Source organism: Streptomyces gilvus, from assembly GCF_022513565.1.
GTDB classification, from domain to species: Bacteria; Actinomycetota; Actinomycetes; order Streptomycetales; family Streptomycetaceae; genus Streptomyces; species Streptomyces gilvus.
The window spans coordinates 171,731-197,101 of sequence record NZ_JAKWBE010000013.1 but is presented as its reverse complement, the minus strand read 5'-3'; the positions used below and the strand labels follow the sequence as shown (position 1 = coordinate 197,101).

Sequence of the window (25,371 nt, the reverse complement as noted above, 5' to 3'; positions counted from 1 at the left end):
TATGGACAGCACGCAGGAGCGCCCGTCGGCGCCTGAACTCCCGTTCAATGTGTTCGCCAAGGCGTGTCCCTCGCGCGGCACCCTCGAACACGTCACGGGGCGCTGGGGTTCGCTGACGCTGGGCGCGCTGTACGAGGGTTCGCTGCGCTTCAACGAGCTGCGCCGCCGGGTCGACGGCGTGAGCGAGAAGATGCTCTCCCAGACCCTGCACGCGCTGGAGCGCGACGGCCTGGTGCACCGCGAGGCCCAGCCGACCAACCCGCCCCGCGTGGACTACGAGCTGACCCCGCTCGGCCGCCAGGTCGCCGAGCGGCTGCTGGACCTGATCCGCCTGGTGGAGGGCCGCATGGACGACGTCCTCACGGCCCGCGAGCGTTACGACGCCACGCGCGGCGCCCTCTGACACGTCGGGCAGAAGTAGCTGGACCGGTTCATCCAGGGGCGCCGGCGCATGGGCGTACCGCACCTGTTGCACGGCAGACCCTCACGGCCGTACGCGTCGAGGGACCGGTCGAAGTAGCCGGACTCCCCGTTGACGTTGACGTACAGGCTGTCGAAGCTGGTGCCGCCGACGGCGAGGGCCGCGTTCATCACGTCCCGTACATGGCCGAGGAGTTCGGCCGTGCGGGGGCGGGTGAAGCCGGCGGTGGGGCGTTCGAAGTGGACGCGGGCCCGCCAAAGGGCCTCGTCCGCGTAGATGTTGCCGACCCCGCTGATCAACGACTGGTCCAGCAGGGCCCGTTTGATGGTGGTCCGCTTGCGGCGCAGCGCCCGGTGGAAGGCCTCCTCGTCGAACAGCGGGTCGAGGGGGTCGCGGGCGATGTGCGCGATGACGTCGGGCAGTCCCTCGGGGGTGTTGTCGTGCAACGACAGCCCGCCGAAGGTGCGTTGGTCGACGAAGCGGAGTTCCGTCGCGAGGGCGTCGGCGAAGCGGACGCGGATGCGCAGGTGCTTCTCGTCGGGGGCCGAGTCCGGCTGGACCAGGAGCTGGCCGCTCATCCCGAGGTGCGCCAGGATCGACTGGTGGGTGTCCTCCAGGGGCAGCCACAGATACTTGCCGCGGCGGCTCGGGACACCGACGCGGTGGCCCTTGAGGCGGTGCGCGAAGTCGTCGGCGCCCGCGATGTGGCGCCGTACCGCACGCGGGTGCAGCACCTCGGCGTCGGCGACGACACGGTGGGCGACCCACCGTTCCAGGCCGCTCCGGACGACCTCGACCTCGGGCAACTCGGGCATGACGACTCCCGTACCGGACTGTGGATGAGCCGAGCGCCCGCCCCGGTGTTGCGGGACAGGCGCTCGGGACGCGCTGTTCGTCAGGCGGAGACGGACGTCGGGCCTTCGTCGCCGTCCAGGGCGGCCTTCTCGGCCGCCGCCTTCGCGGCGCGCTCGTCCGCGGCGGCCCGGATGGACCGCCAGGCGGACTCGGCGGCCTGCTGCTCCGCCTCCTTCTTGCTGCGGCCGGTGCCGGTGCCGTACGAGACGCCTCCGACGCGGGCGGCAGCAGTGAAGGTCTTCTCGTGGTCGGGGCCGGTCTCCGTGACCAGGTACTCGGGGACACCGAGCCCCTCGGTCGCGGTGAGCTCCTGGAGGCTGGTCTTCCAGTCCAGGCCGGCTCCGAGGTTCGAGGACTTCTCGATCAGCGGGTCGAACAGGCGGTGCACCAGTTCGGAGGCCGCGTCGAGGCCCTGGTCGAGATAGACCGCGCCGATCACCGCTTCCAGGGTGTCGGCGAGGATGGACGCCTTGTCCCGGCCGCCCGTGCCCTCTTCGCCCCGGCCCAGCCGGATGAAGGAGCCGAGTTCCAGACCGCGACCGACCTCCGCCAGCGCACGCGAGTTGACCACCGCGGCCCGCAGCTTGGCCAGTTGGCCCTCGGGCAGGTCGGGGTGGGTGTTGTACAGCGTGTCCGTGACCACGAGGCCGAGCACGGAGTCCCCGAGGAACTCCAGCCGCTCGTTGGTCGGCAGACCGCCGTTCTCGTACGCGTAGGAACGGTGGGTCAGCGCACGCACCAGAAGGGCGGACTCGAGCTTGTACCCGAGCCGCCCTTCCAGAAGCGTGTGGGACGAGGCCGTGTTGTCCGCATTCTTCTTGGCGGACGGGTCCGCCTTGGCGTCATCCGCCTTCTTGGCAGTGGACACGGTGCCTCTCACCAGCCGCTCAGACCTCGAGGACCTGGCGCTTGTTGTAGGTGCCGCAAGACGGGCACGCGATGTGCTGCTGCTTGGGCTCGTGGCAGCGCTCGCACGCAACCAGGGTGGGGACCGCAGCCTTCCACTGCGACCGGCGGTGGCGCGTGTTGCTGCGCGACATCTTCCGCTTCGGAACAGCCACGGCTACTTCTCCTGCTTCTCGTCGACGCCCGCTTCGGCGCCGCTCATCTCGTCCTTCTCGCCGTCCGTCATGGTTTCGGCGAGTCCCTGCAGTGCCGCCCAACGGATGTCGACGGCGTCATGGTGGTGGTCCGGGTCGTCCGCCAGCCGCGCTCCGCACTCGGAGCACAGACCCGGGCAGTCTTCCTGGCACACCGGCTGCATCGGCAGTGCGAGCACCACCGCATCACGCAGCACGGGCTCGAGGTCGAACAGGCCGTCCTCGATGAAGAGCCTGTCCTCGTCTTCCTCGGCGTCGTCGGCCGGCTCCGCCTTGGGGCGGCCCCGGTCGTCGGCGTCAGGGTACGAGAACATCTCCTGGAAGTCCGCTTCCACGTCGAGCTGAAGCGGCTCCAGACACCTTACGCACTCCCCCTCGGCCTGTGCACGGGCGGTGCCTGTGACAAGCACCCCTTCCATGACCGACTCGAGCCGGAGTTCGAGCTCCACCGGGGCGCCTTCCGGCACTCCGACGACTCCCTGGATACCGAGGTCCTTGGGAGCGTCGACCGTTCGGGACAGCCGCTGCAGCGCACCGGGACGGCGACCCAGCTCGTGCGTGTCGAACACGAGGGGGTTGCGGTGGTCGAGGCGAGCGTTGGGAGCCATCCTGCTTTCGATCTTCTGAACTCAGAGGGACGCCGCCCTGCGGTGTCCCCGGGCAGCGTTGATCGCGGACGTACGCGCGACCGAAGAGCCAGGATACTGGACCTTTCGCTCACGGCCCAATCCGGTGGTCCGTTACTGGCCGCGACCCTGCTCGTAGGCCCTCAGCTGTTCCGGCGTGATCATGCCGGTGTCGAAGAGGCTGGTCTCGTCGAGGGCGTACGACTGGTGCGCCTGGTGTGTCTGGTGCGGCTGCTGGGCCTGGTTCGTGTCGTACGTGCCCTGCTGGGCGTCGTAGCCCTGGAAGGGGGCACCTCCCGCCGGAGCGTAGCCGGAGGTGGGGGAGTAGGGGTCGGCCTGCTGGTAGCCGTACGCGTCCTGCTGGCCGTAGGTCTGCTGCTCGTAGCCGGCGGCGGCGTAGGTGTCGGTCTGCTGGTAGCCGTAGGCCGGCTGCTGGTCGTACTGCTGGGGCTGCGGCTGTTGCTGCTCGGCCGGGGTGTCCTGCTGGGCCAGCGCGGCGAGGTCGGCCAGGTAGTCGGCGTCGCTGGAGTGCTGGAAGGACGTGGTGTCGTCGGCGAGGGCGCCGAGGTCGTCGGTTGCGATACGGCCGTGCAGCTTGGCGCGTCCCTTGCCGACCGCATCCAGGGTCTTGGCCAGGACCGCCTCGAAGGCGCCCAGCTTGACGTCCACGTAGGCGTCGGCGTCCTTGCGCAGGGTCTCCGGGTCGTGGCTGCGCTCGGGGGCGTCCTCGTCCTCGTAGCCCTGCTCGTCCAGGCCCGGACCGGTGCCCAGCAGCTTCTCGCGGCCGCGGCCCACAGAGCCGAGGGTCTTGGTGAGGACGACCTCGAAGTTGGCGAGCTTGGAGTCGACGTAGTCGTCGGCCTCGGCGCGGACCTCCTCCGCCTCCCGGCGGGCCTCGCTCAGGATGCGGTCGGCCTCGTCCTGGGAGCGGCGGGCGATCTCGGTGTCGGAGATCAGCGAGCCGCGCTCGGCGTGCGCGCCCTGGATGATCCGCTCGGCCTCCTGGCGGGCCTGCTCGACCATCTCCTCGCGGCCGCCGATCAGTTCCTGCGCCTGGGCCAGGGAGTCGGGCAGGGCCGCGCGGACCTCTTCGAGCATCGCGAGCAGTTCCGCGCGGTTGACCACGCACGACGCCGACATGGGCATCGACCGGGCGCTGGAGACCGCCGCGACGATCTCGTCGAGCTTCTTCTGCACGTCCACCGTGTGCTCGCCACTCTCTACCGATGTGTTGGAGACGGACGGGACGACTGTAGCCCCATCAGTCCTGGCGGAGACGCTCGTTCAGGGCTTCGAGGACGGTGGGCGGCACGAGGTGGGAGACGTCGCCTCCCCAGGTCGCGACCTCCTTGACGAGGGAGGAGGAGAGGAAGCTGTAGGTGGGGTTCGTCGGCACGAAGAGCGTCTCCACGCCGGACAGGCCGTTGTTCATCTGGGCCATCTGCAGCTCGTAGTCGAAGTCGCTGACGGCGCGCAGGCCCTTGACGATGGCCGGGATGTCGCGCTGCTTGCAGTAGTCGACGAGGAGTCCGTGGAAGGCCTCGACCTTCACGTTGCCGTACTCGGCGGTGACCTGGCGGATCAGGTCGATCCGCTCGTCGATCTCGAACAGGCCCTTCTTGGACTTGTTGATCATGACCGCGACATAGACCTCGTCGTACAGACGGGAGGCGCGGGAAATGATGTCGAGGTGTCCGTTGGTGATGGGGTCGAACGACCCGGGACAGACGGCGCGGCGCACTTGTGATCCCTCGCTCTCCGGTCCGGTCATCGTGCGTCTTCGCACGTAGAGGCGGCGCGACCGTACCAAAACGTTCCCTCGCCGTAGCGACGGGCCTTGACCGCCTCGTAGCCCTGCGGCCACGTGAACTCTCCGCCTCTGGTGCTGCGCTCCACGGTGACGATCGCCTCCGGCGCGAGCCAGCCTTGGGTACGGAGTGTGAGGAGAATCTCTCGAAGATCGTGATCTGTGACTCGGTACGGGGGGTCGAGGAAGACCAGGTCGTACGGGGCCGTCGGCGCCGACTGGATGATCTGCTCGGCCTTGCCCGCCCTGACCTCGGCGCCCGGGAGGCCGAGGGCTCTGACGTTCTCCCGGATGACGCGGGCCGCTCTGGCGTCCGCCTCGACGAGGAGGGTGTGGCCGGCGCCGCGGGAGAGAGCTTCCAGGCCGACCGCGCCCGAACCGGCGTAGAGGTCGAGGACTCGTTCACCGTCCAGGGGGCCGCCGAGGAGGGACTGCCAGGTGGAGAGGAGGCCCTCGCGTGCGCGGTCGGAAGTGGGACGGGTGCCGTTGCCGGGTGGGACTGCCAGTCGACGGCCGCCGGCTGCGCCGGCGATCACGCGGGTCATCTTCGATTCCTCGGTTGTGGGCGGCTACAGGTTCATTCTCAGCCCTTTTCCAGGTACTGCTCCCTCTCCTCGTCCAGGAGGGCGTCCAGCGCCGTCCGCAGCGCCGGGAGGTCGGTGAGCTCCGGGTCCGCCGCCACGACCGCCGCCGCCTCCTCCCTCGCCTCCGCGATGACCTCCTCGTCCTCGATGACGGCCAGGACCCGCAGGCTGGTGCGGGCGCCCGACTGGGCCTGGCCCAGGACGTCGCCCTCGCGGCGCTGTTCCAGGTCGATGCGGGAGAGCTCGAAGCCGTCCAGGGTCGACGCCACCGCGTTCAGCCGCTGGCGGGCCGCGCTCGCCTCCGGCATCTCGGTGACCAGCAGGCAGAGGCCGGGGGCGGAGCCCCGGCCCACCCGGCCGCGCAGCTGGTGGAGCTGGGAGACGCCGAAACGGTCGGCGTCCATGATGACCATCGCGGTGGCGTTGGGGACGTTGACACCGACCTCGATGACGGTGGTGGCGACCAGGACGTCGGTGTCGCCGGCGGCGAAGCGGCGCATGACCGCGTCCTTGTCGTCGGGGTGCATCCGTCCGTGCAGGACCTCCACGCGCAGGCCGTGCAGCGGCCCCTTCGCCAGCTGGTCCGCGACGTCCAGGACCGCGAGCGGCGGGCGCTTCTCCGCCTCGTCCTCGGGTGACTTCTTCTTCGCGGACTTCTTCGGGTCGTCCTCCTCGTCGCCGATGCGGGGGCAGACGACGTACGCCTGGTGGCCCTTGCCGACCTCCTCGCGGACCCGCTCCCAGGCGCGGGCGAGGAAGTGGGGCTTGTCCGCGGCGGGGACGACGTGGGAGGCGATGGGTGAGCGGCCGGCGGGGAGCTGGTCGAGGACCGAGGTCTCCAGGTCGCCGAAGACCGTCATGGCGACCGTGCGCGGGATGGGGGTGGCCGTCATGACGAGGAGGTGCGGGGGCTGCTTGCCCTTGCCGCGCAGGGCGTCGCGCTGCTCGACGCCGAAGCGGTGCTGTTCGTCGACGACGACCAGGCCCAGGTCGTGGAACTGGACCCTGTCCTCGATCAGCGCGTGCGTGCCGATCACGATGCCGGCCTCGCCGGTGGCCAGGTCGAGCATCGCCTGGCGGCGGGCCGCCGTGCCCATGGAGCCGGTCAGCAGCACCACCTTGGTGGCGTGCTCGGAGCCGCCCAGCATCCCGCCCTCGGCCAGCTCGCCCATCATCTCCACGACGGAACGGTGGTGCTGCTGGGCCAGCACCTCGGTGGGCGCGAGCATGGCGGCCTGCCCACCGGCGTCGACGGTGGCGAGCATGGCGCGCAGGGCCACCATGGTGTTGTGGGTCACGGTGAAGTTGTCGGTGACGTAGGCGTGGCTGGGGTGCGCGACGCTGATGCACTGGACGGGCTTACGTCCCACATACTCGACCGCCCGAATACCCCGTCGAAACGTGTTGTATTTCGGGCGGGGACCTACCCGTTCGGCCTTGCGCCGCAGCCTGAACGGGGCGTACTCGTCCGGCAGGGAAACGAAGACGTTGAACGCGGCACGCTTCGGCAGGACTCGCGCCCTGCCGCCCAAGGAACGGACCAGCCACGCGACGTCTTCCGCAAGCCTCCGTGAAGCGGAGCAGAACGAGATGCTCAGGCCCGCCTTGTCGACAATTCCGTCCGTGTCCATGAGCCCTTGCAGCACGGCGAGACGGTTTTTGATCGACGTGTTCTTGAACTCCTCGGGAACGAACTTGCCGTGCGCCGACACTCCCCAGAGGTCCAGGTCCCGTACGGCCTGGATCACCGGATTGCGCACACCGCCCGCGCGGCGGGTCAACTGGATCGTGTAGTTGCAGCGGGAACCGCTCACCGGCACCAGTCGACAGTCCGGTGCCACGGCGGCCTCCACCGCATCACGGATCTCGGCGTCGATCGTGGACAGCCGCAGGTTGTGCCGGAAGGAGCCGTCTCCCAGAAGAAGGCCGAACAGGTACGGATCGAGAGGCAGCCCACAGTCGTCTCCGAGATCGACGGGGGTGGCGGCCGGGAGGTACCACTTCGACGATCCGTTGGCCTTGAAGGTGTCCAGCCGAATCTCGCGAGTCGTCATGACCTTGGGGGCCTGACCACGGTGCCAGCCGCAACTCGTGCCGACGATCCACAGATGTTCGTCATCGCACTCGACGGAGCTGCCGTCCGAGAGGACCAGACGCCAGACATCGCGCTCGCCCTGCGGAAAGACGCCGTCGATCAGCGCGATCTCCCCGTCGGGCACGACGATCTCGTCACCCACCCTCATGTCCCCCATACGGCGGAAACCGGTAGGCGTGAGGACAAGCGAGTCGAGCGGCTGGGCCTTGCCCGATCCCACTTCCCCCTGCAGCAATCGGTGCATCGGATGGTCCGTCGCCAGGTCGTCGAAGATCTCCTTCGAGACCTTCCGCTGGCCCTCGGTGAGGGTGAAGGGGAGGCGGTCGTCGAAGGCCGTGAGGAGGCCGTCGGGCTTGGGTTTGCGGGCGACGGCGGGGAGTTGGGCGTCGGCGTGCCGGCGGCGGGCCAGGGCGACCTGGAGGACGAAGGCCTCGTCCCACTTGAGGCGGGAGCGGGCGTCGGCGATGTCGGCCTTGGTGTGGGGCTGGTGGATCTTGAGGAGGGCTTCGGGCAGGGTGACCAGGCCGCGCCCCCCGCGGAGGGTGGCGGGCAGGGGGTCCAGGGCTTCCTGGGCGCTGGGCAGCACCGTCTGGATCGCCTTGCCGATCTTCCAGGACTCCAGCTTGGCGGTGGCGGGGTAGATGGGGATCAGTGCGCCGGCCCAGGTCTCGACCGTCTCCTCGCTGTCGCCGCGCAGCAACTCGTATGCCGGATGGGCCAGTTGCAGGCGGCGGTTGAAGAGGGAGACCTTGCCGGCGAACATCGCGCGGGTGCCCGGCAGCAGTTCCTTGTGGGGCTTGTGGACGCCGTTGCCGAAGAAGACCAGTTGGAGCCGGCCGCTGCCGTCGGTGATCGTCACCTCCAGGCGCTGGCCCTTGCCGCGGGGGGCCCGCGCGGAGGCGAAGGTGTGCAGCCGGGCGTCGGCGACCATGGCGACCACCGTGACGTGCTCGTCCATCGGCAGGTCGGCGAGGTGGGTGAGCTGGCCGCGCTCCTCGTATCTGCGCGGGTAGTGGTGCAGGAGGTCGCCGACGGTGTGCAGGCCGAGGGACTCGGCCATCACCTTCGCGGTGGGTGGTCCGAGCACCTTCTTCAGTGGTTCTTCCAGTGCGGGCACGAGATCCATTGCACACCACGTCACTGACATCGCCGTATACGTCTGTCGAAACCCCTGGTCAGACGGCTCGTTCCGGCTCTAGGATGGCGCGCTCCGGCCATCCCCCGCGGTCACCGCCCCATCGGGACCGCCCGACCCCGCGCCGACGCGCAGTCCCCCCACCGGCGCCGCGACGATGGACTCCCAGACCTCACAGTCATCCCAGCCGTCCCAGCCACCCCATACGTTCCAGGTCGACCTGCGTGGACTGGTGGACCTGCTCTCCCATCACCTCTACTCCAGTCCGCGGGTCTATCTGCGCGAGCTGCTGCAGAACGCCGTGGACGCCATCACCGCCCGGCGCGCCGAGCAGCCCGACGCCCCGGCGCGGGTGCGGCTGTACGCGGAGGCGGGCGCGCTGCGGGTGGAGGACTCCGGCATCGGGCTCACCGAGGCGGACGTGCACAGTCTGCTGGCCACCATCGGGCGCAGTTCCAAGCGCTCCGAGGGGATCGTCGGCGGGATACAGGAGGTCCGCTCGGACTTCCTCGGGCAGTTCGGCATCGGGCTGCTGGCCTGCTTCGTGGTGGCCGAGCGGATCAGGGTCGTCAGCCGCAGCGCCCGTACCCCGGACGCGGCGCCCGTGGAGTGGACGGCGAGCGACGACGGCTCCTACACCGTGCGCACGCTGCCCGACGCGGCGCGGCCCGAACCGGGCACCACCGTGCACCTGGTGGCGCGGGCGGGGGCCGGGGAGTGGCTGTCGCCCGAGCGGGTGCTCACGCTGGCGCGGGACTTCGGTTCGCTGCTGCCGTACGACGTCCGGGTGGGCGAGGAGGCGGTCACGGACCTGCCCGCGCCCTGGGACCGCCCCCACCCCTCCCCCGCCACCCGCAGGGTGGCCCTCGCGCGCCACTGCCACGAGCTGTTCGGGTTCACCCCGCTGGACTCGATCGAGCTGGACGTGCCGCTCGCCGGGATCCGGGGGGTGGCGTATGTGCTGCCGTCGGCGGTCAGTCCGGCGCAGCGGGCCACGCACCGGGTGCACCTCAAGGGCATGCTGCTGACCGAGCGGGCCGAACAGCTGCTGCCGGACTGGGCGTTCTTCGTGCGCTGCGTGCTCGACACGGACAGTCTGCGGCCCACGGCCTCGCGCGAGTCGCTGTACGAGGACGAGACGCTGGCGGCCGTGCGGGAGGCGCTCGGCGAACGGATCCGGGCCTGGCTGACCGGGCTCGCGGCCGGTGATCCGGAGCGGCTGGCGGCCTTCCTGTCGGTGCACCACCTGGGCGTGAAGTCCCTGGCGCGGCACGACCGGGAGATGCTGCGGACGATGCTGCCGTGGCTGCCGTTCGAGACGACCGACGGACGGCTGTCGCTGGAGGAGTTCGCGCAACGGCACCGGGTGGTGCACTTCACGCGGACGGTGGAGGAGTACCGGCAGGTCGCGCCGATCGCCGCCGCGCAGGGCATCGGGGTGATCAACGGCGGTTACACGTACGACAGCGAACTGGTCGAGGCGTTGCCGTCGGTGCGGCCGGGGACGGTGGTCGCGGAGCTGGACGCGGACACCGTGACGGCGCATCTGGACGCCGTGGACGCGGCGGAGGAGCTGGCGCTGTCGGAGTTCCTGGCGGCGGCGCGGACCCGGCTGGACGCGGTGCAATGTGACATAGTACTGCGCGCCTTCCACCCCGTCTCGGTCCCCGCCCTCCACCTCGACGACCGCTCCGCCCGGCATGAACAGGCCCGCGCGGACGCCGAGGAGCAGGCCGACGACCTGTGGGCGGGCATCCTCGGTTCGCTGCGCGGCAGCGCTCCTCGCGCGCGTCTGGTGCTCAACCATCTCAACCCCCTGGTCCGCAGGATCAGTTCGCTGGGCGACGCGGAACTGATCGGCACGGCCACGGAGTCCTTGTACGGGCAGGCCCTGCTGATGGCGCAGCGGCCGCTGAGGCCCGCGGACACCGCCCTGCTGAACCGGGCGTTCATCGGCCTGCTGGAATGGGCCACCCATGGAGACTCCGCATACGGAGAGTCCGCAGACGGAGAGTCCGCGAACGGGGAGGACGGCCGCTGATGGCTGGGATCACGGACTTCGACTCCCTGCGCCGGGCGATGGCGGAGAACTCCGAACGGCCGGAGGGGCCGGCGCGCAACGCGCGCGCGGAGCAACTGCTCGCCGAGGCGGAGGGGCTGGGCATCCCGCTCGCCGTCATCGAGGCGCTCGGGCACCAGCTGAAGGTCTACAACTACAGCTCCGAGAAGGACAAGATGTTCGTCCCCTTCGCGCGTCTGCTGCGCATGTGGGACGAGCGGCCCGAGGACTTCGACGAGTACGAGACGCACTCGCTGCACTGGGTCTTCAAGTGGATGTCGTCCGGCATGCTCGACCAGCCGCACGTCCCGCTCGCCTCGATCGAGAAGTGGCTCGGCGAGATGGAGCACCGCTACCGGCTCGCCGGGCACTCCGAACGGGCCGTGCGCGGGGCCGAGTTCAGCGTGGCCGCGCATGTCGGTGACCTCCCGCGCGCGGAGCGGGCGTACACCGCCTGGCTCGCGGCGGAGCGCGACAGCATGGCCGACTGCCATGCCTGCGAGCTGCACGGGCAGGGCTGGTGGCAGGCGGAGCGGGGCCGGGACGCGGAGGCGCTGCTGCTGTGGCGGCCGGTCCTGGAGGGCGAGTTCACGTGCGCGCACGAGCCGCACACGGTGCTCGCGTCCTCGCTGGTGCCGTTGCTGCGGCTGGGCCGCGCGGATGAGGCGCGCGCCAACCATCTGCGGGGCTTCCGGCTGGTGCGGCCCATGGAGAGCATGCGGGGCGCGTACGCCGACCATGTCGAGTTCTGCGCGCTGACCGGGAACGAGGCGCGGGGTCTGGAGCTGCTGGCGGAGCGGCCCGCGTACTTCACGGACACCGGGCAGCCGCGCAGCCGGCTGGACTTCCTGAGCGTGGTGACCCTGCTCATGGACCGGCTCGTCGAGATGGGGCTCGCGGACCGTGAGGTGCCCGGGCCGGCCGGACGCGCCTGGACGTCCGGCGAGCTCGCCACGCACGCGCGTACCGCGGCCCTGGCCCTGGCGGCGCGCTTCGACGAGCGCAACGGGACCGTCCATGTCGGTGAGCGGGTACGCGCGCGTATGGCGCAGCGCCCGCTGGTGGACCGGCTGCCGCTCGGCGTCCGCGCGGTCCGCCCGGCGTCCGCTCCCCCGGCGCCGACGCCGGCCGCCGTGTCTCCCGGGGAGGAGCGGGACCTGGCCGCCCTGCTGACCGAGGCGCGGCGCCTGTCGGAGACCCTGCGGCCGAACGCGGTCGAGGCGTGGGCGGCGGTGTCCCGGGCCGCCGAGGGCGTCGACCTGGACGTCCGCGACCGCGCGGAGATCGTGGACCACGAGGCGATGGGCCGGGGTCCCGAGGGCGCGGAGCTCTTCGAACGGGCCGCCGAGCTGTACGCCGAGGCGGGCGACGCGGGCGAGTCACTGGCGGCACGCACGCGTGCGGCCTACATACGCGCTCTCACCGGCCGGACCGACGAGGCGGTGGCCGCCGTCGCCGACCCCTACGACCAGGTCCTCACCCTGTACGCCGAAGAGTCCACGGGCCTGAGGCAGACGGCGTCGGTCCTGATGGGCCGGGCACGGGTGCTGATGCGCCGCGTGCAGGAGGCGGCCGAGAAGGGGGCGGGGGTGAACGGGGCGGAAGGGACCGACGCCGGGCTGAACGTCACCGACACCGAGCGGCACCCGGTGGACGAGGCCGGCGCGGCACTGCCCGAAGCCGACGGCGCTTCCGGCGCAGTGATGAACCAGCGGGACGACGGCGGGGCGGGGACGAACGAGGTCGGCGCAACCTCACACGGCGGGCTGACCGCGGCCGACGGCCCGGCTTCGGACACCGTGCTCCCGGGGGGACCGGCTGCGGACGCGGCCGTCTCGGGGGCCCCGTCGGCGGACCTCGTGCTCGCCGAGGCCGAGGGTGCCGTGCGGGAGTTGCTCGCGCTGGTCGGGGGGTATGCCGGGGACGACGTGCGGATCGCCGCTCGGGAGGCAGAGGGGCTGGCCATGCTCGCGGAGCTGGCGTTGCAGGGCGGGGATCCGGAGGGGGCCGTGGAGCTGTTCACGCGGGCCTCGGACGGGTTCGTGGCGGCCGGGCTGCCGTGGTTCGCGGTCGAGTACGAGGCCCGGCTCGCGGGGCTGTCGCACCACCTGGGCGACATCGCCGGAACGGAGCGGGCGCTGCGGGCGGCCCTGGAGCACGGCGGGGCGCAGCTGGAGGCGGTCGGGCGGGCCCAGCTGCATCTCCAGCTCGCGGAGGTCGTCGGCGGCCGGGGGCTGGCCGTGGAGGCCGCCGAGCACGCCCTGGAGGCCGCGCACTGGGCCGACGAGGCGGGCGAGGGGCCCACGCTCGGTGCCTGGGCCCGGCATCAGCTGGGCGGCTTCCTGCTGCGGCAGGGACGATTCGCCGAGGCCGCGGAGGTACTGGAGTCCGCGCTGCCCGACCTGACCGTCGAGACCCACGGCGACGGCGCGGTCGTCCAGGCGCAGTGGTGGCTCGGCGACTGCCTGAGCGAGCTCGGGGAGCACCGGGAGGCGGCCGAACGGCGGCTGCGGGCCGCCGAGATCGCCCGGCACTGGCCCGAGCAGCACGACCACGCCACGCTCGCCCATCTCGCCGCCGAGTCCCTCGGGGCCGCGGGACTGCCTACCGAGGCCGATCAGGCGTACGCGCGCGCGGGCGAGCTGTGGCGCTCGCTCGGCAACGTCCACGGCCTGGTCCGCTCCCTGCGCGCGCGTGCGTGGCTCGCGCTGCGCGCGGACGACGGGGCGGACGCGGCACGGGAGTTGATGTCGGCCGCCGTCGGGGAGTGCGAGCGGGTGCTCGGCGCCGACGAGGCCGACGAGGAGGCGCGGGTGGGTCTGGTCGCCGAACTGGGCCACACGCACCGCCAGTTCGGGGATCTGCTGGCCCGTTCCGCCGCCGAGGACGCCGACGACGACGCGATCCGGGCCACGCTGGAGGACGCCCTGGCCCAGGTCGGCGAGGCGGTCGCGGTGTTCGCCTCGCTGGAGGACGAGGACGCCCTGCACAGCCGTACCGGCGCCGAACTCGCCGCGGGCTGGCTGGAGGCCGACCTCGGCCGCCCGGCCCACGCGGCTGCTCGCGCGCGTGCCGTGCTCGCGGCCTACGACGGAGCAGGCACCGAGGACGAGACGGTCAGGGACCGCCGCGCGGAGGCCGGCCAGTTGCTGCAGGTGACGGAGGAGCAGGCCCGCTAGGTCACTCCACGCCGATCAGGAGCAGCGCGCCCTGGCGGCCGCCGCGGTAGACCACCGTGTCGACGGCGAGATAGGACTCACGCACGCGTGCCTCCAGGCGGCCGGCGACGGACTCCGGGGCCTCGTCGCCCAGGACGAGGGTGACGAGTTCGCCGCCGGCCTGGAGCATGCGGTCCAGGACGGTCTCGGCCGTGGCGGTGACATCGGTGCCGATCACCGCCACGTCCCCGTCGATGAGCCCGAGGACGTCGCCGGCCTGGCAGATGCCGGCCATGGTCCAGGACTGGCGCTCGGCGACGGCGACCTCGGCGTAGCGGGTCGCGCCGGCCGCCGAGGTCATCGACACCACGTCCTCGTCGAAGCGGCGCTCGGGTTCGTGCACGGCGAGCGCCGCGATGCCCTGGACCGCGGACCGGGTGGGGATGAGGGCGACCCGGATGCCCTCCGCGCGGGCCTGCTCGGCCGCCGCGGCCGCGGTGTGCCGCAGATCGGCGTCGTTGGGCAGCAGCACGACCTCACGCGCGTGGGCACGCCGTACGGCGTTCACCAGCTCCCCGCTCGCGGGCGGCTCCCCGGGGCGGGCGAGCACGGGGGTCGCGCCGGCCTCCGCGTACAGCCCGGCCAGGCCCTCGCCGGGCACGACGGCCACCACGGCACGTTGCACCCGCTCCCGGGGCGGCCGCTCGGCCCCGGTGGTGTGCACGTCACCGGCCCCGAAGTGGGTGATCCGGATCCGGTACGGCCGCCCGGCCTCGACGCCCGCCTCCACCGCGGCGCCCGCGTCGTCCACGTGCACGTGGACGTTCCACAGCCCGTCGCCGCCGACCACGACGAGGGAGTCCCCGAGCGCGTCGAGCCGGTCCCGCAGCCGCGTCACGGCCGCGTCCTCTGCCTCCAGGAGGTAGATCACCTCGAAGGCGGGTCCGGCGTCCGCCACCAGGTCGGCGCACTCCTCGACCTCGGTCCCGGAGACACCCGAAACGATTTCCGCGCGCGCGTGGAGCGCATCGGAGACGAGGTCCACGCGCGCGTGCGTCGCGTCGAAGTCCGCACGCGCGTGCGCGGCTCCCGCGTCCGCACGCCCGTACCCCTCGCCGCCCGGCACCGGCACCGCTCCCGGCGTCTGCCCCGTGAACGTCTCCACCAGCGCGCCCAGCACCGCCACCAGGCCTCGTCCGCCGGCGTCGACCACGCCCGCGCGGCCCAGGACCGCCAGCTGGCCCGGTGTCGCCGCCAGCGCGGTGCACGCGCCCGCGTGGGCGGCCCGGGCGACCGACCCGCAGTCACCCTCGATATCGCCCCCGGCCGCGTCGGCGGCGGCCGAGGCGACCGACAGGACCGTGCCCTCCATGGGGTGCGCGACGGCCTGCCGGGCCGAGTCGGCCGCGTGCCGCAGGGCGAGCCGCAGCCCGCCGCCGTCGGTGTGAGGTGCCTCACCGTCCTCGGCGAGCACCTGCGCCATGCCCCGCAGCAGCTGCGCGAGGATGGTCCCGGAGTTGCCCCGGGCGCCGATCAGCGCCCCGTGCGCCATCGCGCGCACGGCCTCCGCCAGGGTCGGCTTCCCGGCGTCCGCGCCTGCCTCGTGACCGGCGAAGACGGCCTCGACCGCGGCCGCGGCGGACTCCATGGTCAGATACAGATTGGTGCCGGTGTCCCCGTCGGCCACGGGGTAGACGTTGATCGCGTCGATCTCCTCGCGCGCGCGTCCCAGCGCCTCCAGGGCGAGACCGCACCAGGTGCGCACCGCGAGAGCATCGAGGAATGTCTGCGGCACCCGCGCCACCTGCGCCTCCCTGAGCTGGACTGGACGCAGCGTAGACCCAGGGACGGTCGCTGCCGGAAGAGGGCCGGGGCCGGGGGTGTGAGCAGGCATGGTAGTTTCGTTGTACTGGCGCAGTCGTTGTATGCTGCTCCGGTTGCCCGATCCAGGTCGGGCCATTCCCCTGGCAACGCCACTCAGATCTGATCCTGCGATCGCGATCCCGGCATGCCGGGATCCAACCGTAAGTGCATCTGAAGTCTTTGGAGTGACCCGTGGCTGCCAACTGCGACGTCTGCGGCAAGGGGCCGGGCTTCGGCAACAACATCTCGCACTCGCACCGCCGTACGTCCCGTCGCTGGAACCCGAACATCCAGCGCGTCCGTACCGTGGTCGGCGGGACGCCGAAGCGCGTGAACGCTTGCACCTCGTGCATCAAGGCCGGCAAGGTCTCGCGCTGACGCACAGCTAAGCGCGCGGCCACCGCTGGTTCGCTGCACTGAGCCGGTCCACCTCGTGTGGACCGGCTTTTTGCTGTGCCCTGACAAGCTGTACCCATGCGCTTCGGCATCCTGGGCCCCCTGGAGGTACGCACCGACGACGGCACCCCCGTCGACCCCGGCGGCCCCCGCCCCCGCGCCCTGCTCACCCTGCTGCTCCTGAACACCGGCCGCCCCGTCTCCACGCAGCGGCTCACGGACGGCCTGTACGGCGCCCAGCCACCCGCCGGGGCCGCCAACGCGCTGCAGTCCCAGATCTCCCGGCTGCGCCGCCGCCTGGCCCCGCACACGGACGTCGAGGCGGTGCCGGCGGGTTACCGGGTCGCCGTACCGCCCGAGTCCGTCGACGCACACCGCTTCGAGCGGCTGACCGGGGAAGGGCGGGCCGCCCTCGCCGACGGCGACCACGAGGGCGCGGCGGCCCGGCTGCGGGAGGCGCTCGCGCTGTGGCGCGGGCCCGCGCTGCCCGACCTGCCGTCCGCGCACGCGGAGCGTGCCCGGTTCGACGAGCTGCGGCTGGCCGCGGTACAGGACCGGATCGAGGCGGACCTGGGGCTCGGCGGCGGCCCCGAGCTCGTGCCTGAGCTACGGGCGCTGCTGCGGGACCACCCGCTGAGCGAGCGGCTGTACGGGCAGCAGATGCGGGCCCTGCACACGGGCGGACGGCCCGCGGAGGCGCTGACGGTGTACGAGGAGGCCCGGCGCACCCTCGTGGACGAGCTGGGCGCCGGCCCGTCGCCGGAGCTGTCCGCGCTGCACCTGGAGCTGCTCCAGGGCGCCGAGCCCGAGCGCCGCCGCCTCCCGGTCCAGCTCACCCGTTTCGTCGGCCGCGAGCCCGAACTCGCGCCTCACCAAAGGGCGCGTGGTGCTGCTCGGCGACGCCGGGTACGAGGCGACCATGGGCGGCATGGGCACGGGCGTGGCGATCGTCGGCGCGTACGTGCTGGCCGGTGAACTCGCCCTCGCGGACGGCGACTTCCGCACCGCCTTCGCGGAGTACGAGACCCGGATCCGGGACTTCGCCAAGGGCTGCCAGAAGATCTCCGGGAACGCGGGCCCGTTCTTCGCCCCGGCGACCGAGCGCCGCATCCGCAGCCGGGACCGGATGTACCGGATCCTCGCCTCCCGTCCGCTGGCCCGCTTCTTCAAGCGGTTGACCGAGAAGGCGGCCACGGACATCAAGCTGAGGGAGTACCCGTTCTGAGCGCCCAGGCGTGGTCCACGGGTCCGATCCCGCCGCCGAGCGCGAAGCCGGCGGCGACGGCCCCGGTGACGTACTCCTTGGCGGCGGCCACCGCCTCCGGCACGGTCCGCCCCTTCGCGAGCTGCGACGCGATCGCGGAGGCGAGGGTGCAGCCCGTGCCGTGCGTGTGCCGGTTGTCGTGCCGGGGCGCGCGCAGCCAGTGCTCCTCGGTGCCGTCGGTGAGCAGGTCCACGGCGTCCCCGGGCAGATGACCGCCCTTGACGAGCACCCATCGCGGTCCGTACGACAGCACGGCCGCCGCGGCCTCCTTCAGCTGTCCCTCCGACTCGACGCGCACACCGGTGAGTTGGGCGACCTCGTCGAGGTTCGGGGTCGCCACGGTCGCGACCGGCAGGAGCCGCTCGCGTACGGACGCGAGCGCGGACGCGGCCAGCAGCGGGTCCCCGTGCTTGGAGACGCCCACCGGGTCGACGACCGCCGGGGCGTCCGTCCCGGCGATCAGCTCGGCGACGGCCTCGACGAGTTCGGCCGAGGACAGCATCCCGGTCTTGACGGCCTGTACGCCGATGTCGTCGACCACGCTCCGGTACTGCGCCCGCACCGCCTCCACCGGCAACTCCCAGGCGCCCTGCACCCCAAGGGAGTTCTGCGCGGTGACGGCCGTGACGACGCTCATGCCGTGCACGCCGAGCGCGAGCATCGTCTTCAGGTCGGCCTGGATCCCGGCGCCTCCGCCGGAGTCCGACCCGGCGACCGTCAGCACCCGGGGCGGGGCGCTCATGACTCGATGTCCCCGAAGTGGTCCCAGCCGCCCTTGCTCGTCCACGGCGCCCCGTCCACCGTCACCTGGGGCAGCGCCGAGGGGTTGAGGACCTCCCCGATCACCTTCCAGCGCGCCGGGAGCTTCACGTCGGACGGGAAGGTGGCCACGATCGCGTGGTCCTCTCCCCCGGTCAGCACCCACTGCATGGGATCGACACCGACGGCCTGCCCGATGTCGTTCATCTGCGAGGGGATGTCGATCGCGCCGGAGCGGATGTCGATGCGCACCTTGCTGGCCTCGGCGATGTGCCCGAGGTCGGCGATCAGCCCGTCGCTGACGTCGCACATCGCGGTCGCGCCGAGCCCCGCGGCCGCCGGGCCCGCGTGGTACGGCGGCTCGGGGCGCCGATGCGCCTCCACGAAGGCGCGCGGCGAGCGGAAGCCGCGGGAGAGCACCGCGTACCCGGCCGCCGACCAGCCCAGCCAGCCGGTGACCGCGACGAGGTCGCCGGGCTGGGCGCCGCCCCGGGTGATGGGCTCGTGGTTGCGCAGATCGCCGAGCGCGGTGATCGACACCATGATCGTGTCGCCGCGTACGACATCGCCGCCGACCACGGAGGCGCCCGCGACCTGGCACTCGTCGCGGATGCCGTCCATCAGCTCGCTCGGCCAGGTCACCGGCAGCTCGGCGGGCACGACCAGGCCGAGCAGCAGCGCGGTCGGCACGGCGCCCATGGCGGCGATGTCCGCGAGGTTCTGCGCGGCGGCCTTGCGGCCCACGTCGTACGCCGTGGACCAGTCGCGGCGGAAGTGCCGGCCCTCCAGCAGGATGTCGGTCGAGGCCACCACCCGTCGGTCGGGCGCGGCGACCACCGCGGCGTCGTCGCCGGGGCCGACCCGGACCGCCGGGGTGGTGGTGAGACGGGAGGTGAGCTCCCTGATGAGCCCGAACTCCCCGAGCTCACCAACAGTGCCCTTCATTTCCCTTGCTCCCCTTCTGTCCCTTGCCGTTCCCGGTCGCGCGTCATCAGTGTCCTCGATACGGTCGAGGTGTCCGTCAACCTGTGTCGTGACCGCACCCCGGCGCGTGAGCCACGGCCTCCGCGGGTCTCCCCGCGGCGCGCGGCGACGCGATACCGTGGCGTTCCTTTTCCCCACATGATCCTCGTGGCCGCCCTGGAGGTTCCGTGGTACAGGCGTACATCCTGATCCAGACGGACGTCGGCAAAGCGTCGACCGTCGCCGAGACGATCAGCAAGATTCCTGGGGTGATCCAGGCCGAGGACGTGACAGGACCCTATGACGTGATCGTGCGGGCGCAGGCCGACACCGTGGACGACCTGGGCCGCATGGTGGTCGCGAAGGTCCAGCAGGTGGACGGCATCACCCGCACCCTGACCTGCCCGGTCGTCCATCTGTAGCCCCCGTCTACCCTTGGCCGGTGAACTTCTTCCGTCACCGGCTCGTCGGCCTGCCCGTGCTCGCCCTGCTGATCACGCTCGCGGGCTGCTCCTCGGCAGACGACAGTGCCAGGGCCGCGGTTCCCTCGCCGGGTGCGACGGTGACCGGGCTGTGCCAGAAGCTGGACAAGGTGCTGCCGGCCGAGGTGGACGGACAGGATCGCCGGGATCCCGAGCCCGCGTCCGCGCTGACCGCGGGCTGGGGGAACCCGGCGATCATACTGCGCTGCGGTGTCGGACGGCCCGCGAAGATGAGCGATCCGGAGGCCGACGGGGTCGAGGTGAACGGGGTGGGCTGGCTGCTGGAGAAGCAGGGCGACGGTTCGTTCCGGTTCACCACGACCCTACGCAGGGCGTATGTCGAGGTCACCATCCCCAAGGACCGCACGGGAGACGGCATGTCCCCGCTCGTCGACCTGGCCCCGGCGATAAAGAAGGCGATCCCCGAAGGGATCGCCGACTGACTGCGACCGACTGACCGACCGCGACCGACTGACCGCGACCGACTGACCGCGACCGACTGACCGCGACCGGCTAGCGAAGGCCGGTCGACCTGCGCAGGGCCGCCTGGATGAGCCGGTCCACCAGTTCCGGGTAGCCGATGCCGCTGGCCTGCCACATCTGCGGGTACATCGAGATCGGCGTGAAACCGGGCAGGGTGTTGATCTCGTTGATGACGAAGCCCTCGTCGGTGAGGAAGAAGTCCGCGCGCACCAGTCCCTCGCAGGAGGCCGCCTCGAAGGCCTCCACCGCCAGGCGCTGGACCTCGGCCGTCTCCTCCGGCGTCAGGGGCGCCGGCACGATGCCCGGGGTCGAGTCGATGTACTTGGCCTCGAAGTCGTAGTACGCGTGCGCGTCCGGCGGCGGGATCTCCGCGGGGACGGAGGCTCGCGGACCGTCCTCGAACTCCAGCACCCCGCACTCGATCTCGCGGCCCACCACGGCCGCCTCGACCAGGATCTTCGGGTCGTGGCGCTGGGCCTCCGCGATCGCCTCGTCCAGGCCGGACAGGTCGTCGACCTTGGTGATGCCGATCGACGAACCCGCGCGCGCGGGCTTCACGAACAGCGGCCAGCCGTGCTCGCCGGCGAAGTCCACGATCTTCCTGCGGGCAGCGGACTCGTCCCGCTCCCACTCCCGGGGCCGGATCACCACGTACGGGCCGACCTGCAGCCCGAAGGAGGTGAACACCCGCTTCATGTACTCCTTGTCCTGGCCGACGGCCGAGGCGAGCACGCCCGCGCCCACGTACGGGACGCCGGAGAGCTCCAGCAGGCCCTGCAGGGTGCCGTCCTCGCCGTACGGGCCGTGCAGGACGGGGAAGACCACGTCGACCTCGCCGAGCGCCTTGGGCACCGAACCGGGCTCGCTGACGACGACTTCGCGGTTGCCGGGGTCGAGCGGGAGCACCACGCCGCCCTCGCCCGACTCGGCCACGTCCTCGACCTCCGGGGTACGGCGGTCGGTGATCGCCATGCGGTCCGGCTCGTCGGCGGTCAGGGCCCAGCGGCCTTCCCGCGTGATGCCGATCGGCAGGACGTCGTACTTCGTCCGGTCGATGGCCTTGAGGACGGCGCCGGCGGTGACCACGGAGATCCCGTGTTCGGAGCTGCGCCCGCCGAACACGACGGCCACGCGCGGCTTGCGAGGCGGCTGCTCAGGGCTCTGGGGAAGGTTCTCGGTGCTCATATCGCGTTGAGAGTACCCGTTGGTAGTGCCCTGAGACAGCGTGCGCTCCGGGGGGTCGCTCAGTGTCGTTCCGGCTTCGCGCTGCGCGACATGAGTTCCTTCAACGCCACGACGGGCGGCTTGCCTTCGTGCACGATGTCGACGACCGTCTCCGTGATCGGCATCTCCACGCCGTGCCGGCGGGCCAGATCCGCCACCGACTCGCAGGACTTGACGCCCTCCGCGGTCTGCTTGGTGACCGCGATGGTCTCCTCCAGGGTCATGCCCTTGCCGAGGTTGGTGCCGAAGGTGTGGTTGCGGGACAGCGGCGAGGAGCAGGTGGCCACCAGGTCGCCCAGTCCGGCGAGTCCGGAGAAGGTCAGCGGGTCGGCGCCCAGCGCGACCCCGAGCCGCGTGGTCTCGGCGAGGCCGCGGGTGATGAGCGAGCCCTTGGCGTTGTCGCCGAGCCCCATGCCGTCCGCGATGCCGACCGCGAGCCCGATGACGTTCTTGACCGCGCCGCCCAGTTCGCAGCCGACCACGTCGGTGTTCGTGTACGGCCGGAAGTACGGCGTGTGGCAGGCCGCCTGGAGCCGCTGGGCCACCGCCTCGTCGGTGCAGGCGACCACGGCCGCGGCCGGCATCCGGGCGGCGATCTCCCGGGCGAGGTTGGGCCCGGTGACGACGGCGACACGGTCCGCGCCGACCTTGGCGACGTCCTCGATCACCTCGCTCATCCGCATGGCGGAGCCGAGTTCGACGCCCTTCATGAGGGAGACGAGAACCGTGTCCGGGGCGAGCAGCGGGACCCAGTCGGCGAGGTTGGCGCGCAGGGTCTGGGAGGGGATCGCCAGTATCGTGAAGTCGGCGTCGCGCGCGGCCTCGGCCGCGTCCGCGGTCGCCCGGAGGTTCTCCGGGAGCTCGACTCCGGGGAGGTAGTCGGGGTTCGTGCGCGAGGAGTTGACCGCTTCGGCGAGTTCGGCGCGGCGGCCCCAGAGGGTCACCTCGCAGCCCGCGTCGGCGAGCACCACGCCGAAGGCGGTGCCCCATGAACCGGTACCGAAGACCGCCGCCTTGACGGGCCTGCTCACTTGCTCGTCTCCCCCTCGTGACCGGACTGCGCCTGGGTCCTGCGCCGCTGCTCGATGCGCTCGCGGCGCGGGTCGTACGGCGTCTCGGGCGCCTTCTCGCCGCGGATCTCCTCCAGCTGGCGGGTGATGGCGGCCATGATGACCTCGGTGGCCTCCTTGAGGACGTCCGCGGTCATCTCCTTGCCGTAGAACCGCGCGAGGTCCACGGGCGGGCCAGCGAGCACGTGGTGGGTCTTGCGCGGCAGGATGTAGGCCTTCTTGCTGTACGGCGGCAGCAGTTCGTTGGCGCCCCACTGGGCGATAGGGATGACCGGGCACCGGGTCTGCAGCGCGACACGCGCGGCACCGGTCTTGGCGGTCATGGGCCAGCCGTCGGGGTCGCGAGTGATCGTTCCCTCGGGGTAGAACACCACGCACTCACCGCGCTCCACGGCGTCGACCGCGGCCCGGAAGGCGCTGAGCGCGTCGGTGGACTCGCGGTAGACGGGGATCTGTCCGGTGCCGCGCATCGCGGCGCCGACGAATCCCTTCCTGAAAAGCCCGCTCTTCGCCAGGAATCGCGGAACCCGTCCGGTGTTGTACTGGTAGTGCGCGTACGCGAAGGGGTCCACATGGGAATTGTGGTTCACCGCGGTGATAAATCCGCCCTCGGCCGGAATGTGCTCCATTCCGCGCCAGTCCCGCTTGATCAGAACCACCAGCGGCGGTTTGCAGAGCACCGCGGCGAAGCGGTACCAGAAGCCGATTCTGCGGCGGGGCACGCGCGCACCTTCCTCTAGGGGCCAAGGACATCGGCCCGGTACATGGGCCGGGGGGCCGCACAAGTGTCGCCCCAGGCCGCCGGTCTGTCGAGAACACCGTACGCCCCGACACCCGGACCACCAGATGGCCCAGGTGACGGCTGAGTGACAATGACCGCGACAAGAGAGGGACGGAGCGCTCGTGCAGTGGACGTTGGTCATACCCGTGAAGCCCCTGGCGCGGGCCAAGAGCAGACTCTCGGACACCGCCCACGACGGGGTGCGCCCGGGCCTCGCCCTCGCGTTCGCCCAGGACACGGCGGCAGCGGCGCTGGCCTGCCCGGCGGTGAAGGATGTGGCGGTCGTCACGGACGACGCCCTGGCCGGGCGCGAGCTGGCCGCGCTGGGCGCCCGTGTCGTCACCGACGAGCCGCGCGGCGGGCTGAACGCGGCCCTGGCGCACGGGGTGGCCGCCGTGCGCGCCGACCGGCCCGACGCCCCGGTTGCCGCCCTGAACGCCGACCTCCCGGCGCTGCGTTCCCTGGAATTGGCCCGGGTCCTCGACGCGGCTGCGGAATTCCCGCGCGCATTCTTGCCGGACGCCGCGAATATCGGCACCACTCTGCTGGCCGCTGCCTACGGCCGGGAATTGCTGCCGGCATTCGGTACGGATTCCCGGTCCCGGCATCGCGCGTCCGGTGCCGTGGAACTGGCGCTGGACGACGTGGATTCGGTGCGCCAGGACGTGGACACCGGCGACGATCTGCGGGCCGCCCTGGCCCTCGGGGTGGGTCCCCGGACGGCGGCCGTGGCCGCGCGGTTGCTGATCCCGGGACAGTAGGCTGCGCTGCATGCAGGCGACCGCGTACACCTACGACTCCGAGACGCGCAGCGGCAGTGTGCTGCTCGACGACGGAACCCCCGTGCCGTTCGACGCCGAGGCGTTCGACGCGGGCGGACTCAGGCTGCTCAGGCCCGGTCAGCGGGTGCGGATCGAGGTCGAGGGAGCCGAGGACGGCCCGCACATCACTCTGGTGACGCTGCAGACCTTCTGACCCGGCCGTCCCACAACACGCCGCGGGCCGGACTCCACGGGGAGTCCGGCCCGGCGCGTGAGTGCCCCTGTGCCCTTACCTGGTGCGGGCCGTGGCCTTCTTGGCGGTGCTGCGGGCGGCCGACTTCTTGGCGGGGGCCTTCTTGGCCGGCGCCTTCTTGGCGGTCGCGCTCTTGGCGGTGGTCTTCTTCGCCGCGGAGGTCTTGGCGGCGCCCGTGGTCTTCTTGGCCGTCGTCTTCTTCGCGGTGGTCTTCTTGGCGGTGGCCGCGGTCTTCTTGGCCGTCGTCTTCTTCGCCGTGGTCTTCTTCGCGGCGGCCGACTTCGTGGTCGCCTTCTTCGCCGCGGCCTTCTTCACGGTCGTCGAAGCACCGCCGGTCAGGCTGCCCTTGGGCGCCTTCTTGACGGCGACCTCGCCGCCGCGGGGGAGCTTCTTCGAGCCGCTGACCAGGTCCTTGAAGCCCTGGCCCGCGCGGAAGCGCGGAACGGAGGTCTTCTTGACCCGAACCCGCTCGCCCGTCTGGGGGTTGCGGGCGTAGCGGGCCGGACGGTCGACCTTCTCGAACGAGCCGAAGCCGGTGACCGAGACCCGGTCACCCGCGACCGTCGCGCGGACGATGGCGTCCAGGACCGCGTCGACAGCGTCGGCGGCCTGCTGGCGGCCGCCCAGCTTGTCGGCAATCGCTTCTACGAGCTGCGCCTTGTTCACGTCTTCCCCTTCGGAGACATCGCCAGAACGAAAGTGTTCAAGCTTTTTCGCACGTTAGGCAGATATATACCGCAAATCAAACACGAAACGGGCTAATCACCCGTGCGCCGCAACGAACTCGACTGCCCCGGCTGCGATCAGTGGTCCTCTTCAGGGATTCGCCCCTCGTCGAGGTCCGCTCCGAACGCCTCCAGACGCCTTGCCGCGTCGGCGAGATCGTGCTTGGCCGCGGCCGTAATGACCAGCAGCTTCCGGGTCAGCGCCATCCGTACGCCCTCCGGGACTTGCAGTGCGCGCACTCTTGCGTGCGCTTCCTTGAGTTGGTCCGCGACCGCCGCATAGAGCTCGAGTTGGCCGTCGTGTTCCATGCACAGATTGTGCCATCTGGGGCGAGTTGTCGCCTGCCCAGGGGGCAACTGCCACCTCAAACGGCCGTCCGGGCGTCTTGGGAAGTCACGGCTACAACCCTCGCGTACCCCGGCAACACCCTTTCTAACGTGGGAAGTTGAACGAAATCCAAGAGCCACGCGGGGCTGATCGGGTGCGGACATGGCAGTACCCCCGAT

General features: G+C 71.6%; 24 protein-coding genes and 2 pseudogenes. 10 read left to right on the top strand and 16 right to left on the bottom strand.

What is annotated here, in order from left to right; all coding sequences use genetic code 11:
• Nucleotide 1 precedes the first annotated feature (1 nt).
• Nucleotides 2–403, top strand: coding sequence for a winged helix-turn-helix transcriptional regulator (locus MKW14_RS21605; protein ID WP_240864668.1), 402 nt, complete (start codon nucleotides 2–4; stop codon nucleotides 401–403).
• Here MKW14_RS21605 and mutM read toward each other — a convergent pair.
• The 8 genes and pseudogenes from mutM to MKW14_RS21565 all read right to left on the bottom strand — a co-directional run bounded on the left by mutM (nucleotide 376) and on the right by MKW14_RS21565 (nucleotide 8,614).
• Nucleotides 376–1,236 carry a bifunctional DNA-formamidopyrimidine glycosylase/DNA-(apurinic or apyrimidinic site) lyase gene (gene mutM / locus MKW14_RS21600; RefSeq protein WP_240864666.1) on the bottom strand — a complete coding sequence of 287 codons (861 nt, stop codon included), beginning with the start codon at nucleotides 1,234–1,236 and terminating at the stop codon, nucleotides 376–378. The genes MKW14_RS21605 and mutM overlap by 28 nt on opposite strands.
• 80 nt (nucleotides 1,237–1,316) lie before the next feature.
• A complete protein-coding gene (gene rnc / locus MKW14_RS21595; protein ID WP_240864663.1) occupies nucleotides 1,317–2,156 on the bottom strand; it encodes a ribonuclease III in 840 nt (279 codons plus the stop codon).
• 7 nt (nucleotides 2,157–2,163) lie between these two features.
• On the bottom strand, nucleotides 2,164–2,337 hold the full coding sequence (gene rpmF, locus MKW14_RS21590; RefSeq protein ID WP_003951102.1) for a 50S ribosomal protein L32: 174 nt from the start codon (nucleotides 2,335–2,337) through the stop codon (nucleotides 2,164–2,166).
• A gap of 2 nt (nucleotides 2,338–2,339) precedes the next feature.
• Nucleotides 2,340–2,984: a YceD family protein gene (locus MKW14_RS21585; protein ID WP_240864662.1), complete on the bottom strand. Its 645-nt coding sequence runs from the start codon at nucleotides 2,982–2,984 to the stop codon at nucleotides 2,340–2,342.
• A gap of 132 nt (nucleotides 2,985–3,116) precedes the next feature.
• Nucleotides 3,117–4,205: a F0F1 ATP synthase subunit B gene (locus MKW14_RS21580; protein ID WP_240864661.1), complete on the bottom strand. Its 1,089-nt coding sequence runs from the start codon at nucleotides 4,203–4,205 to the stop codon at nucleotides 3,117–3,119.
• A gap of 58 nt (nucleotides 4,206–4,263) precedes the next feature.
• The gene (gene coaD, locus MKW14_RS21575) at nucleotides 4,264–4,743 is read right to left on the bottom strand and encodes a pantetheine-phosphate adenylyltransferase (protein WP_240864739.1); all 480 of its coding nucleotides are present in this window, start codon (nucleotides 4,741–4,743) and stop codon (nucleotides 4,264–4,266) included.
• Between the two features lie 26 nt (nucleotides 4,744–4,769).
• A pseudogene (rsmD, locus tag MKW14_RS21570) lies at nucleotides 4,770–5,360 on the bottom strand (16S rRNA (guanine(966)-N(2))-methyltransferase RsmD); the annotation flags it as partial.
• A gap of 32 nt (nucleotides 5,361–5,392) precedes the next feature.
• Nucleotides 5,393–8,614, bottom strand: a complete 3,222-nt coding sequence (locus MKW14_RS21565; protein ID WP_240864656.1) for a helicase-related protein — start codon at nucleotides 8,612–8,614, stop codon at nucleotides 5,393–5,395.
• A 166-nt stretch (nucleotides 8,615–8,780) separates the two neighbouring features.
• Between MKW14_RS21565 and MKW14_RS21560 the strand changes: the two genes are divergently transcribed.
• Together MKW14_RS21560 and MKW14_RS21555 are read left to right on the top strand one after the other, a co-directional pair.
• Complete coding sequence (locus MKW14_RS21560) at nucleotides 8,781–10,664, top strand: HSP90 family protein (protein ID WP_240864653.1); 1,884 nt, start codon at nucleotides 8,781–8,783, stop codon at nucleotides 10,662–10,664.
• Complete coding sequence (locus MKW14_RS21555) at nucleotides 10,664–13,861, top strand: tetratricopeptide repeat protein (RefSeq protein ID WP_240864651.1); 3,198 nt, start codon at nucleotides 10,664–10,666, stop codon at nucleotides 13,859–13,861. Before MKW14_RS21560 ends, MKW14_RS21555 begins: the two co-directional genes overlap by 1 nt.
• A gap of 1 nt (nucleotide 13,862) precedes the next feature.
• On the opposite strand, the gene MKW14_RS21550 is transcribed toward MKW14_RS21555, so the two are convergent.
• Nucleotides 13,863–15,644: a DAK2 domain-containing protein gene (locus tag MKW14_RS21550; protein ID WP_240864649.1), complete on the bottom strand. Its 1,782-nt coding sequence runs from the start codon at nucleotides 15,642–15,644 to the stop codon at nucleotides 13,863–13,865.
• A gap of 251 nt (nucleotides 15,645–15,895) precedes the next feature.
• On the opposite strand from MKW14_RS21550, the gene rpmB reads away from it, so the two are divergent.
• The 3 genes and pseudogenes from rpmB to MKW14_RS21535 form a co-directional block, all read left to right on the top strand.
• Entirely contained in the window at nucleotides 15,896–16,081 is a 186-nt protein-coding gene (rpmB, locus tag MKW14_RS21545) for a 50S ribosomal protein L28 (protein ID WP_003993230.1), read from the top strand.
• 96 nt (nucleotides 16,082–16,177) lie between these two features.
• Nucleotides 16,178–17,074 carry an AfsR/SARP family transcriptional regulator gene (locus tag MKW14_RS21540; RefSeq protein WP_374116584.1) on the top strand — a complete coding sequence of 299 codons (897 nt, stop codon included), beginning with the start codon at nucleotides 16,178–16,180 and terminating at the stop codon, nucleotides 17,072–17,074.
• Nucleotides 16,965–17,324 (top strand): annotated as a pseudogene (locus MKW14_RS21535) (FAD-dependent oxidoreductase); the annotation flags it as partial. The gene MKW14_RS21540 and the pseudogene MKW14_RS21535, both read left to right, overlap by 110 nt.
• Here the strand turns inward: MKW14_RS21535 and thiD are convergent.
• A complete protein-coding gene (gene thiD, locus MKW14_RS21530; RefSeq protein ID WP_240864646.1) occupies nucleotides 17,299–18,105 on the bottom strand; it encodes a bifunctional hydroxymethylpyrimidine kinase/phosphomethylpyrimidine kinase in 807 nt (268 codons plus the stop codon). The pseudogene MKW14_RS21535 and the gene thiD sit on opposite strands and share 26 nt — an antisense overlap.
• The gene (locus tag MKW14_RS21525) at nucleotides 18,102–19,067 is read right to left on the bottom strand and encodes a thiamine-phosphate kinase (RefSeq protein WP_240864644.1); all 966 of its coding nucleotides are present in this window, start codon (nucleotides 19,065–19,067) and stop codon (nucleotides 18,102–18,104) included. The genes thiD and MKW14_RS21525 overlap by 4 nt, the downstream gene beginning before the upstream one ends.
• Nucleotides 19,068–19,273: 206 nt before the next feature.
• Here MKW14_RS21525 and MKW14_RS21520 point away from each other — a divergent pair, with 206 nt between their 5' ends.
• Together MKW14_RS21520 and MKW14_RS21515 are read left to right on the top strand one after the other, a co-directional pair.
• Nucleotides 19,274–19,507: an Lrp/AsnC family transcriptional regulator gene (locus MKW14_RS21520; RefSeq protein ID WP_240864642.1), complete on the top strand. Its 234-nt coding sequence runs from the start codon at nucleotides 19,274–19,276 to the stop codon at nucleotides 19,505–19,507.
• A gap of 20 nt (nucleotides 19,508–19,527) precedes the next feature.
• A complete protein-coding gene (locus MKW14_RS21515; protein ID WP_240864640.1) occupies nucleotides 19,528–20,010 on the top strand; it encodes a DUF3515 domain-containing protein in 483 nt (160 codons plus the stop codon).
• Between the two features lie 70 nt (nucleotides 20,011–20,080).
• Here the strand turns inward: MKW14_RS21515 and MKW14_RS21510 are convergent, their stop codons facing one another.
• From MKW14_RS21510 to MKW14_RS21500, 3 genes are read right to left on the bottom strand one after another with little or no spacing between them, the layout of a single operon-like run.
• A complete protein-coding gene (locus tag MKW14_RS21510) occupies nucleotides 20,081–21,235 on the bottom strand; it encodes a D-alanine--D-alanine ligase family protein (protein WP_240864639.1) in 1,155 nt (384 codons plus the stop codon).
• Nucleotides 21,236–21,294: 59 nt separating this feature from the next.
• Nucleotides 21,295–22,305 (bottom strand): NAD(P)H-dependent glycerol-3-phosphate dehydrogenase, encoded by a 1,011-nt coding sequence (locus tag MKW14_RS21505; protein WP_133046757.1) that lies wholly within the window; start codon nucleotides 22,303–22,305, stop codon nucleotides 21,295–21,297.
• Nucleotides 22,302–23,066, bottom strand: a complete 765-nt coding sequence (locus MKW14_RS21500; RefSeq protein WP_240864637.1) for a lysophospholipid acyltransferase family protein — start codon at nucleotides 23,064–23,066, stop codon at nucleotides 22,302–22,304. Before MKW14_RS21500 ends, MKW14_RS21505 begins: the two co-directional genes overlap by 4 nt.
• Before the next feature lie 181 nt (nucleotides 23,067–23,247).
• Here MKW14_RS21500 and cofC point away from each other — a divergent pair, with 181 nt between their 5' ends.
• Together cofC and MKW14_RS21490 are read left to right on the top strand one after the other, a co-directional pair.
• Entirely contained in the window at nucleotides 23,248–23,886 is a 639-nt protein-coding gene (gene cofC / locus MKW14_RS21495) for a 2-phospho-L-lactate guanylyltransferase (protein WP_240864635.1), read from the top strand.
• A gap of 10 nt (nucleotides 23,887–23,896) precedes the next feature.
• Nucleotides 23,897–24,100, top strand: coding sequence for a hypothetical protein (locus MKW14_RS21490; protein WP_240864633.1), 204 nt, complete (start codon nucleotides 23,897–23,899; stop codon nucleotides 24,098–24,100).
• Nucleotides 24,101–24,175: 75 nt separating this feature from the next.
• Here the strand turns inward: MKW14_RS21490 and MKW14_RS21485 are convergent, their stop codons facing one another.
• Both MKW14_RS21485 and MKW14_RS21480 read right to left on the bottom strand, forming a co-directional pair.
• Nucleotides 24,176–24,805: an HU family DNA-binding protein gene (locus tag MKW14_RS21485; protein ID WP_240864631.1), complete on the bottom strand. Its 630-nt coding sequence runs from the start codon at nucleotides 24,803–24,805 to the stop codon at nucleotides 24,176–24,178.
• A 137-nt stretch (nucleotides 24,806–24,942) separates the two neighbouring features.
• Nucleotides 24,943–25,173, bottom strand: coding sequence for an SCO5555 family protein (locus tag MKW14_RS21480; RefSeq protein WP_240864629.1), 231 nt, complete (start codon nucleotides 25,171–25,173; stop codon nucleotides 24,943–24,945).
• Nucleotides 25,174–25,371: the final 198 nt, after the last annotated feature.

Excerpts from the sequence above, each read along its gene's own strand:
- MKW14_RS21555 (WP_240864651.1), top strand. The coding sequence starts at position 10,664 with ATGGCTGGGATCACGGACTTCGACTCCCTGCGCCGGGCGATGGCGGAG.
- MKW14_RS21585 (WP_240864662.1), bottom strand. The coding sequence starts at position 2,984 with ATGGCTCCCAACGCTCGCCTCGACCACCGCAACCCCCTCGTGTTCGAC.
- MKW14_RS21540 (WP_374116584.1), top strand. The coding sequence starts at position 16,178 with ATGCGCTTCGGCATCCTGGGCCCCCTGGAGGTACGCACCGACGACGGC.
- MKW14_RS21560 (WP_240864653.1), top strand. The coding sequence starts at position 8,781 with ATGGACTCCCAGACCTCACAGTCATCCCAGCCGTCCCAGCCACCCCAT.
- MKW14_RS21565 (WP_240864656.1), bottom strand. The coding sequence starts at position 8,614 with ATGGATCTCGTGCCCGCACTGGAAGAACCACTGAAGAAGGTGCTCGGA.
- mutM (WP_240864666.1), bottom strand. The coding sequence starts at position 1,236 with ATGCCCGAGTTGCCCGAGGTCGAGGTCGTCCGGAGCGGCCTGGAACGG.
- MKW14_RS21490 (WP_240864633.1), top strand. The coding sequence starts at position 23,897 with ATGCAGGCGACCGCGTACACCTACGACTCCGAGACGCGCAGCGGCAGT.
- MKW14_RS21525 (WP_240864644.1), bottom strand. The coding sequence starts at position 19,067 with ATGAAGGGCACTGTTGGTGAGCTCGGGGAGTTCGGGCTCATCAGGGAG.
- thiD (WP_240864646.1), bottom strand. The coding sequence starts at position 18,105 with ATGAGCGCCCCGCCCCGGGTGCTGACGGTCGCCGGGTCGGACTCCGGC.
- MKW14_RS21605 (WP_240864668.1), top strand. The coding sequence starts at position 2 with ATGGACAGCACGCAGGAGCGCCCGTCGGCGCCTGAACTCCCGTTCAAT.
- MKW14_RS21510 (WP_240864639.1), bottom strand. The coding sequence starts at position 21,235 with ATGAGCACCGAGAACCTTCCCCAGAGCCCTGAGCAGCCGCCTCGCAAG.
- MKW14_RS21480 (WP_240864629.1), bottom strand. The coding sequence starts at position 25,173 with ATGGAACACGACGGCCAACTCGAGCTCTATGCGGCGGTCGCGGACCAA.